The organism is Arthrobacter sp. CMU6, assembly GCF_059090205.1.
This window is the reverse complement of record NZ_JBNHFL010000060.1, coordinates 1-8,236: the sequence shown is the minus strand read 5'-3', so window position 1 is coordinate 8,236 and position 8,236 is coordinate 1. Positions and strand designations below refer to the sequence as shown.

Here is an 8,236-nt window from a genome sequence, read left to right as displayed (position 1 = left end):
CCGCATCAGCCAACGCCCGCGCCAACGCATTACCAATCCCCCGGCTCGAACCAGTCACCAACGCAACCCGCCCGGTCAAATCAAAAAGTGAAGTCATGAAGAGCAGCTCCTTCGCCGCGGTCTGCGCAGTGCGCGAAATGGTCGATCTTTTTCGCCCGAACGGACACTTGGGGCCCCGCTGTGGGGGCCACAAGTGTACGTTCGCGCTCTTTGTGGACAGCGGCTGTTCCTAGAAGGGGCCGCGCTGCACGAGGTTGGCCGGCGCCTGTCCGGCGGCGAGGGCTTCGAGCTGCTTCCGCAGGAGCTTCAGGATCCTGGGTTCGAAGGCCGAGGTGTTCCCGCCGACGTGCGGGGTGATCAGGGCGTTGGGCGCGGACCACAGCGGGTGGTCCTGCGGCAGCGGTTCCGGATCGACGACGTCGAGCGCACACTGCAGGCGGCCGGACAGAACTTCCTTGGTCAGGGCCGCCGTGTCCACCACCGGGCCGCGGCCCACGTTCACCACGAGGGCGCCGTCGGGCAGGGCTGCCAGGACTTCCTCGCCGATCAGGCGGTGGGTGTGGTCATTCAGCGGCAGCACCGTAACCAGAATGTCGTGAGTTCCGGCCAGCGCGGCGAGGTCCGTGGACGCGTGGACCTCGCCGTGCTCGTCAGTCCGTGCCGTGCTGCCCACCCGGGTGACAGTGACTTCGAAGGGCTCCAGCCGGCGGGCAATCTCGTGCCCGATCCCGCCGACGCCCACCAGCAGCACGCGGCGGTCCGCGAGGGACTGGCGCCGCTCCGGCCGCCACAGGCCGTACTGCTGGTCGCGGACGGCCTGGTCGATGCCGCGCAGTTTGACGAGGATCAACCCCACCGCCAGTTCCGCCGTCGCCGCCGCATGAACGCCGGAGGCGTTGGCGACGCCGGCCGCCGGACCGGCCGCCTCAATGACGCCGTCGTATCCGGTGGACTGAGTCTGGACGAACTTCAGTTCGTCCACCCGGGCAAGTGATCCCAGAACGGCGCCGGCGTTGATGTACGGGAGGATGACGCCGTCGATCTCTGCCAGCGTCGCGTCCTCGGGATCCGACTTCATGTCCCAGACAACACCTCTCAGCCCCTCAGGAAGGGGTGAGAGATCGGCGAGCAGTTGCCGGTCGGGGAAGCTGACGGTGCGTACTGGTTGCATCGGAAACCTGTTTCTGTGGATCTGGGGCGGATTGGGCGGCGTGGCGGCTAGCGCCGGTCGAACGTGAGCCCGCCGGGGACCTGGAAGGTGGGCATCAGTTCCAGCATGCCCACATTTACATGGCGCGGTGTTTCGATCGCGTAATCCATGGCGTTGACGATGTCATCGGTGGTCAGGGATTCGTAGCCCTCGTAGTACGTCTTCCAGGCCTCTTCCATGGCCTCGGGCGTGCCTCCCATGTTGCGGCCGAAGATCTCCGTCTCGACGCGTCCGGGGCAGATCTCGGTGACGCGGATGCGCTTGCCCACGGTGTCGTTGCGCAGCTGGCGCGAGATCTGGTGCACGGCCGCCTTGGTGGCGTGGTAGACGGTGTGGCCGTAGAAGTTGTACAGGCCGGCGATGGAGCTGATGTTGATGACATGCCCGCGGTCGCGTTCCACCATGCCCGGCAGGACCAGGCGGGTGAGCTGGAGCAGGCCGCGGAGGTTGACGTCAATGAGTTCGTCGATGTCGTCCTCTGACGAGTCCAGGATGTTGCCGGGCCGGGATACGCCGGCGCAGTTGACCAGGACGTCGACTTCGAGGTGTCCGACGGCGGCCGTCAGGGCCGCGGTGTCGGTCAGGTCCACGACGTGGGGAATGGCGCCGGTCTTGTCGGCCAGGTCGTTCAGGCGCTCCTCGTTGCGGGCCACGGCGTGGACCGTGAGTCCGCGCTTGGCCAGGCGCTCGGCGATCGCGGCACCCATCCCGGTTGAGGCGCCGGTGACGAGGGCGGTTGAGTAGTCTGAAAACGGCATTTAAATCTCCTGGTTGTGCAGTAGTAAGCGTTAGGCGTCGCGCAGGGGAAGGTGCGCGCGGTCCTTGACGGTGCTGACGGCTGCCAGCGTGCCCAGCGCGGTGATGACGGCGTAGAAGGCGGGCATGTAGACGTTGCCGGTGGACGAGATCAGCCAGGTCATCAGCAGCGGGGCAGTCCCGCCGAAGAGTGCCGAGGAGATGTTGTAGCCCAGTCCGTAGGCCGAGTACCGGACGCGGGTGGGGAACAGTTCCACGATCAGGATGTGGATCACCGCGGTGTGCCCGGCGAAGACGACGGCCATGATGCAGGCGCCCAGGATGGCCAGGGCCATGTTGCCGGTGGCGATCAGGGCGTAGGCCGGGATGCCCAGGACAGCCATGGCGATCGCGGCGCCGGCGATGACCTTCTTGCGTCCGATACGGTCGGAGAGGGCGCCCATGAACGGGATCGCGATGCAGATGACCACCAGGCTGCAGGCCGTGACGAGGAGGGCCTCACCGATGGTGAAGTTGAGCTGCTTACCCTTGAGGAACGTGGGCATGTAGGAGAAGAGGACGTAGTAGCCGGAGCCGTTCATGAGCGGGATGAACAGGGCCAGCACCATGGCGCGGCGGTGTTCGGCGGAGGCGAAGGCTTCCTTGAGCGGGTTCTTGGACAGCCCGCCCTCTTCCTTCAGCTTCTGGAAGTTCGGGGTGTCGCTGATGGCCTTGCGGATGTACCAGCCGATGACGCCCATGGGGATGGCGACAAGGAACGGGATGCGCCATGCGAAGGAACCGAAGCCGCCGCCGTCGATCGCTGCCTGGGTGAGCCACGGTGACATGGAGTAGGCAACCAGCGTACCGGTGAGCAGGGCAGCGAAGGAGGCGATCTGGGCGTAGGAGGTGATGATGCCGCGCTTGCCTTCAGGGGCGTGCTCGGCGAGGAAGGTCATGGCGCCGGCAGCCTCGCCGCCGACGGAGAAGCCCTGGAGCATGCGAAGCAGCACAAGCAGCACGGGGGCTGCGATGCCGATGGCCGAGTAGGCGGGCAGGAGCCCGATCCCGGCGGTGGCGACGCTGATCAGAAGGATGACAAAGACCAGTAGTTTCTGCCGCCCGATCTTGTCGCCCAGAATGCCGCAGACCACGGCGCCGAGGGGACGGACAAAGAACGACACGGCGTAGCCGGCGAAGACGAACAGCAGGGCGTTGTCCGGGTTGCCGGGAGCCAAGAACACGAGGGCAAGTGTTCCGGCCATGAAGGCGAAAATGCCGTTGTCGTAAAGCTCCACAAAGATTCCGACACACCCGGCGGTAACGACTTTCCGGGTCTGCCTCGCATCGAGGCGGTCATGCTGCGGTGCACCCGCACGCGTTGATGTAGACATTTTCATTCCTATCTTGAACTTGGTTCGAGGGGAGTTCATCGGTGATCCTCAGCTGCCGGCTGCCGGTATGAGTTCCGGCCAGCCGGGCTCTTTGCCGATGCCAAGGAGGGCGAAGACTGTGCTGACTCGGGAACGGAGGTTTTCCAGTTCCCGTAATGCGGCCCGATGCTTTGCTGTGGCTTCAGGGACGGTGGTCTTTCGGAAGGTGATGGTGTGCCCGGGCCTGGCCTGGGCAAGGGTGTCGAGCGAGCGGCTGGTGACCACTGCCAGGACGGGATAGCCGGCGGTGACACCGCGTCCGCGGTGCAGTACCAGCAGCTCTTCCCTGGAGGGAACCTCGATGGCTCCCACCGGAACGCCGCGCGACAGCACTTCGGCTGACGATTGACGTTCGGGAAGGGCACCGCCGAGGCGCAGCCCGATGTGGTTGCTCCGGCCGCTGACGGTGTATTCGGTGTTGAACAGCAACTCTGCTGTGTCGCCGAATTCGTCGACGTCCGGACCGTCCGTGACGTCAATGACCGCCCGGCTGCTGAATTCGGGCCTGGTCAGCCCGAGCCTGAACAGCGGAAGGTCAAAGTATGGCTGCCGGATGGGTCCGACACTCCTGGAGGTCTTCAGCTCGGTACCCTCGGAGAGCCGAAGGCCGAAGCCGATGACCGTATCAGGGGCACAACTTCCCAGCAGCGCCGGCGCCTCGACCGACCCGTGGACGGCCAGGTAGGCGCGGAGGCCGCCGGTGATGCGGCGCACCGCCACGGTCTCCCCCGCACGCACGGACACCGGTTCCCACTGCGGGCATTCGCGCCCGCCGACCGTGAGGGTCAGCGGTGCGCCGGTGACGGCGATGAGGACGTCTGCGGTGGCCTGCATCCGGAAGTCCAGGGCGGTTATTTCCAGCAGGGGCGCGTTGTCGGCATTGGCGGCGAGGATGTTCGCCGCCCGTGCCGAGAACTGGTCGAGCGCCCCGTTGACGGGAAGCCCGAACCGGGGTCCGCGGAAGCGGCCCAGATCTGTGACCACGGAGTTTCCGGGCTGCTGGATGATCAGTGACCCGTTCATTGTGCTGCCTCCAGCTTCCGGCCCGCGTAGTCTGCGAACTCTTCCGGCTGGATCCGGCGGAACGTCAGGCGGTCGCCGGGCAGGTAGGGAACCAGCGGCTCATTGGCGGCGTCCAGGACCGTCAGCGGGGTCTGGCCGATGACGCACCATCCGCCGGGCGCCACCGCCGGGGCGATGACGGCCTGCCGGCCGGCAACGGCCACGGCACCTGCAGGAACAGAGAGCCGGGGGTCCTTCAGCCGCGGAACAGGAAGCGGAAAATCGGGGCCGTCCATCATGGGTGAACCCGCAGGGGCTCCGAGGCAGCGGATGACGTAGGACTTGGCCGTGTGGAGCGCGATGATCTCCTCCAGGGAGAGCTGCTCATGCTCGGCAACGCGCTCCAGGTCGGGGCCGTACTCGCCGCCGTAAACCACGGGGACAGTGAACTCCCTGGGCGTGCGGGCAGGTGCACCGACGTGCTCGAGCTGGCGCCGGCCGAGGAGCATGAAGGCCAGGACCTGGCGCGCCGAGGTGACCCCGGGGTCAAATTCCACGAGCAGCGAGTCGTACGTGGGCACCGCACCGTGTACGCCGTCGGCCCCTACAGTTTCAAGCCACTGCGCGAGGGAATGGACCGTGCTCCAGTTGGCCTCCGCGTCAGCGGAGGAGGCAACGACCCGCAGGGCTGAATCCCCGGACTCGAAGATCTCCACCGGAGTGGGATTGGGGGTGGCGGCCATGTCAGGCGACCTTCTCTTTGGCGGCCAGAACCTGGGCGAGCGGGGCGATGCTCACGCCGGCGTTCTCCAGTTCGGCGCGGACCTGGCGGGCCACCTGGACGGCACCGGGGGTGTCGCCGTGCAGGAGGACGGTGTCGGCAACAATCGGCAGGTCCGTGCCGGCAACGGTCTCGATGAGCCCTTCGCACACCATCCGCACGGTGCGTTCGACGATGGCTGCGGGGTCGTGGATCACGGCGCCGGGGCGGCCGCGGGGCACCAGGGTGCCGTCGGCTTCGTAGGCACGGTCGGCGATGCCGACGATGCCCACCGGGAGCTGCCGTTCGGCGGCAGCGGAGGCAAGTTCGCCGTCCTGTGCCAGGACGATGAGGCCGGGCTTGAGGCGGGCGGCGGCATCGGCCACAGCTGCCGCGTAGTCGGGGCGGGTGGCAACGAGGTTGCCCAGGCGGCCGTGCGGTGCAATGTGGGCGACGCTGGTGCCGTGGTACGCGGCGAAAGCACTCAGCGCGCCGAACTGGTACAGGACGTCGTTGCGGACTTCGTCCGCCGTCAGGTCCATGGCGCGCCGGCCAAAGCCCCGCAGGTCCGGGAAGCTCGGGTGCGCCCCGATGCTGACGCCGCGGCTTACACATTCAGCGACCGTGGCGTGCATGATGTCGGGGTCACCGGCGTGGAAGCCGCAGGCGATGTTGGCACTGGAAACCACCTCGAGCAAGGCTGCGTCGTCGCCCATCGAGTAGGCGCCGAAGCCTTCTCCAAGATCTGCGACGAGATCAACTCTGGGTCCCATTATCGGCCTTCCTGGGGTGGTTAGCAGCGGTCCTGCCCGCTAGGGCGAAGGGATCAGCTGCGCTGTGATGAAGTGTGTCCGAACCGGCCCTGTGAAGGGCTCCCGGTCCGGCACTGCCGGGCTACCGGCGTCTGCAAAAAAGTCTGACATCGGGATTTGGCTCACACAAAGACGTAATCGGTGTCACGGGATAGGTGGCGGTTATGACCACCTCCGCAGTGGAGTCCATGATCGCCTCCTTTCCGTTAAGGAGGGTTCGGCCCTTGGCGGCCCGCCCTCGTTGATTTGAAGATATGGAGCGTTTATTTCGGCAATGTAAAAGAAGCGGGCAATTTCGGTAAAAGCGATTAGCATGCAAAATGCATCTGACCCCATCAGGAATTTGCATGTCACCGGAGGGGATAGAATGTAGGCTTAATGAAATAGCGTTCTGGGTTCAACCTAGTGTCAGCGATGTGGATCACACAAAGACCTATTGCGTATCCCTCCATAGCGACCCGATATGACCTTCTGTGGGTTCAGGACGCCGCAAAGAGAGAGGGCGGCCGTGGATACCAGGAAACTTGCGTACTTCGTACAGATCGTGGACTCGGGAAGCATCACCAAGGCGGCGGCCGCACTCCACGTGGCACAGCCGGCCCTGAGCCAGCAGGTTTCGGCGCTGGAGACCGAACTGAAGCAGCGGCTGCTGATCCGCAGCAAGCAGGGCGTGCAGCCAACGGCCGCCGGGCACACGCTGTACCGCCATGCCCAGTCCATCCTTCGGCTCGTGGCACAGGCCCGGCAGGACGTTGCCAAGTCCGGGGCCGCGCCGTCAGGCAGGGTCTCCATCGCGATTGCGCCCTACAGCATGGCCTCGAGCCTGACACCCCAGATCATCAGCGAAGTGGCCCGTCGGTACCCGGATATTGTCCTGCATGTCACGGAAATCTATGGCGGCGTCCTGAGTGAGGCCATCAAGAACGGCCGGCTGGACATGGCCCTCATCTACGAGCCTGGTCCCATCCGCGGCGTCCTCTTCACCACGATGATCGTCGAGGACCTGCACCTGGTGGTCAACGCGGCCAGGCCGGACGTCGATGCCAGCAACGGCGAGATTACTCTGGAGGAGGTGGCCCGCCTGGGGCTCTTCCTCCCCGAGAAGATCCACACCCTCCGGCAGGCCGTGGAGAAGGGTTTCGACAGCAAGGGACTGAAGCTCCAGCTCGTGGGCGAGGTGGAGTCGGTGCCGTCGATTGCCCGTCTGCTGCGGGCGGATCTGGGGGCCACCATCATGCCCAAGTCGGCTGCGGATGCCCTGTTCCATGAGGAGGACTTCCAAGTCCTGCGGATTGTGGACCCGGCCCTGCAGTGCAAGATCGCGCTGTGCACACCCGACCACGATCCCCTCTCGGAGGCGGCGTCGGCTGTACTCCTGGTGCTAAAGGAAATGCTGCAGGAAATGCTCAGCAATAAGTATGGCCGTTAGGGGTTCATAGGTTCCGCTTATTAGGGCACTCATCATTTGTCTTAGTAACCGGCCTCGCGGGATTCTAATATTGGCAGCAAGCCAAGAAATTGTGGAAAAGCACTTTCCACAATCAGAATCAACGGGGAGCCTGCCATGAAAAAGCTCAGCACCATCCGGAGAACTACCGACCCGAGTCTGGGACTCATGGCGAAAACCGGGTCGCACTGCCCCACTAACGGTTTCTGGCGGCCGGAGGACCGGTCCGCAGCTCCGATCTTCGTTTTCGAGGGGAGCATCATGCCGGTGAGCGGCGGCGACTCAACGGTCTGGTATCTGGAGGACGCCGTCGTAGGCACACCCGCCTACCCGGTCCCCCACCGCGTTTAGCGGGCGCACCCCCGCTAGCCTCTCGCGTGGATCCAAAAAAGTTTCTAGATCATCCCCCGCGTCTGGTGCTGGATCGGCCCTTAATTGTCGTACCCCCTTGGCAGACTGAGTCCATGGAGGGCAGCGGGATTTCATTACTGACAGCAGCGGCGCCGCACGGCGACGACTTGCACGCTGCCGCGGTTCCTTACGCCCTTATTCCCGACGCGGTCTTTGCCGTTGACGCGGTTCCTAACGGCTGGTTCTCTGACGAAGCCTTTCCGTTCGATGAGTTCGCGGACGACGGCTTCTTCGGGAATGGGGCTCCCGACGACGGTGACCTCGACGCCGTTCCCGATGACCCATTTCCCGGGGGACAGTTTGCCGACGGCGTTTTCCCCGAGGACCCCTTCCCCGAGCTTCTCTTTAGGGACGTCCAGTTTGCAGATGTCCTGTTGGCCGGTGGCGCCGCCACCGGGACTGCCGGGCGCGGGTCCGGAACGACGC

Annotated in this window: 8 protein-coding genes and 2 pseudogenes; 3 read left to right on the top strand and 7 right to left on the bottom strand. The window is 65.1% G+C overall.

Features of this window, described 5'->3' with window-relative positions; genetic code table 11:
- From AC5RWD_RS22860 to AC5RWD_RS22830, 7 genes and pseudogenes are all read right to left on the bottom strand, one after another.
- A pseudogene (locus tag AC5RWD_RS22860) lies at positions 1-97 on the bottom strand (gluconate 5-dehydrogenase); the annotation flags it as partial.
- Positions 98-229: 132 nt separating this feature from the next.
- The gene (locus AC5RWD_RS22855; protein ID WP_494022212.1) at positions 230-1,171 is read right to left on the bottom strand and encodes a 2-hydroxyacid dehydrogenase; all 942 of its coding nucleotides are present in this window, start codon (positions 1,169-1,171) and stop codon (positions 230-232) included.
- Between the two features lie 47 nt (positions 1,172-1,218).
- A complete protein-coding gene (locus AC5RWD_RS22850; protein WP_003797554.1) occupies positions 1,219-1,968 on the bottom strand; it encodes an SDR family oxidoreductase in 750 nt (249 codons plus the stop codon).
- A 30-nt stretch (positions 1,969-1,998) separates the two neighbouring features.
- A complete protein-coding gene (locus tag AC5RWD_RS22845; RefSeq protein ID WP_494022211.1) occupies positions 1,999-3,339 on the bottom strand; it encodes an MFS transporter in 1,341 nt (446 codons plus the stop codon).
- 48 nt (positions 3,340-3,387) lie between these two features.
- Positions 3,388-4,401 (bottom strand): 5-oxoprolinase subunit C family protein, encoded by a 1,014-nt coding sequence (locus AC5RWD_RS22840; RefSeq protein WP_494022210.1) that lies wholly within the window; start codon positions 4,399-4,401, stop codon positions 3,388-3,390.
- Positions 4,398-5,123, bottom strand: coding sequence for a 5-oxoprolinase subunit B family protein (locus AC5RWD_RS22835; protein WP_494022209.1), 726 nt, complete (start codon positions 5,121-5,123; stop codon positions 4,398-4,400). Before AC5RWD_RS22835 ends, AC5RWD_RS22840 begins: the two co-directional genes overlap by 4 nt.
- Position 5,124: 1 nt before the next feature.
- Complete coding sequence (locus AC5RWD_RS22830; RefSeq protein WP_494022208.1) at positions 5,125-5,913, bottom strand: LamB/YcsF family protein; 789 nt, start codon at positions 5,911-5,913, stop codon at positions 5,125-5,127.
- A 547-nt stretch (positions 5,914-6,460) separates the two neighbouring features.
- On the opposite strand from AC5RWD_RS22830, the gene AC5RWD_RS22825 reads away from it, so the two are divergent.
- The 3 genes and pseudogenes from AC5RWD_RS22825 to AC5RWD_RS22815 all read left to right on the top strand — a co-directional run.
- The gene (locus AC5RWD_RS22825; RefSeq protein WP_494022207.1) at positions 6,461-7,381 is read left to right on the top strand and encodes a LysR substrate-binding domain-containing protein; all 921 of its coding nucleotides are present in this window, start codon (positions 6,461-6,463) and stop codon (positions 7,379-7,381) included.
- A 135-nt stretch (positions 7,382-7,516) separates the two neighbouring features.
- Positions 7,517-7,750 carry a hypothetical protein gene (locus tag AC5RWD_RS22820; protein WP_494022206.1) on the top strand — a complete coding sequence of 78 codons (234 nt, stop codon included), beginning with the start codon at positions 7,517-7,519 and terminating at the stop codon, positions 7,748-7,750.
- A gap of 113 nt (positions 7,751-7,863) precedes the next feature.
- Positions 7,864-8,236, top strand: a pseudogene (locus AC5RWD_RS22815) (hypothetical protein); the annotation flags it as partial.

Excerpts from the sequence above, each read along its gene's own strand:
- AC5RWD_RS22830 (WP_494022208.1), bottom strand. The coding sequence starts at position 5,913 with ATGGGACCCAGAGTTGATCTCGTCGCAGATCTTGGAGAAGGCTTCGGC.
- AC5RWD_RS22850 (WP_003797554.1), bottom strand. The coding sequence starts at position 1,968 with ATGCCGTTTTCAGACTACTCAACCGCCCTCGTCACCGGCGCCTCAACC.
- AC5RWD_RS22855 (WP_494022212.1), bottom strand. The coding sequence starts at position 1,171 with ATGCAACCAGTACGCACCGTCAGCTTCCCCGACCGGCAACTGCTCGCC.
- AC5RWD_RS22835 (WP_494022209.1), bottom strand. The coding sequence starts at position 5,123 with ATGGCCGCCACCCCCAATCCCACTCCGGTGGAGATCTTCGAGTCCGGG.
- AC5RWD_RS22845 (WP_494022211.1), bottom strand. The coding sequence starts at position 3,339 with ATGTCTACATCAACGCGTGCGGGTGCACCGCAGCATGACCGCCTCGAT.
- AC5RWD_RS22840 (WP_494022210.1), bottom strand. The coding sequence starts at position 4,401 with ATGAACGGGTCACTGATCATCCAGCAGCCCGGAAACTCCGTGGTCACA.
- AC5RWD_RS22820 (WP_494022206.1), top strand. The coding sequence starts at position 7,517 with ATGAAAAAGCTCAGCACCATCCGGAGAACTACCGACCCGAGTCTGGGA.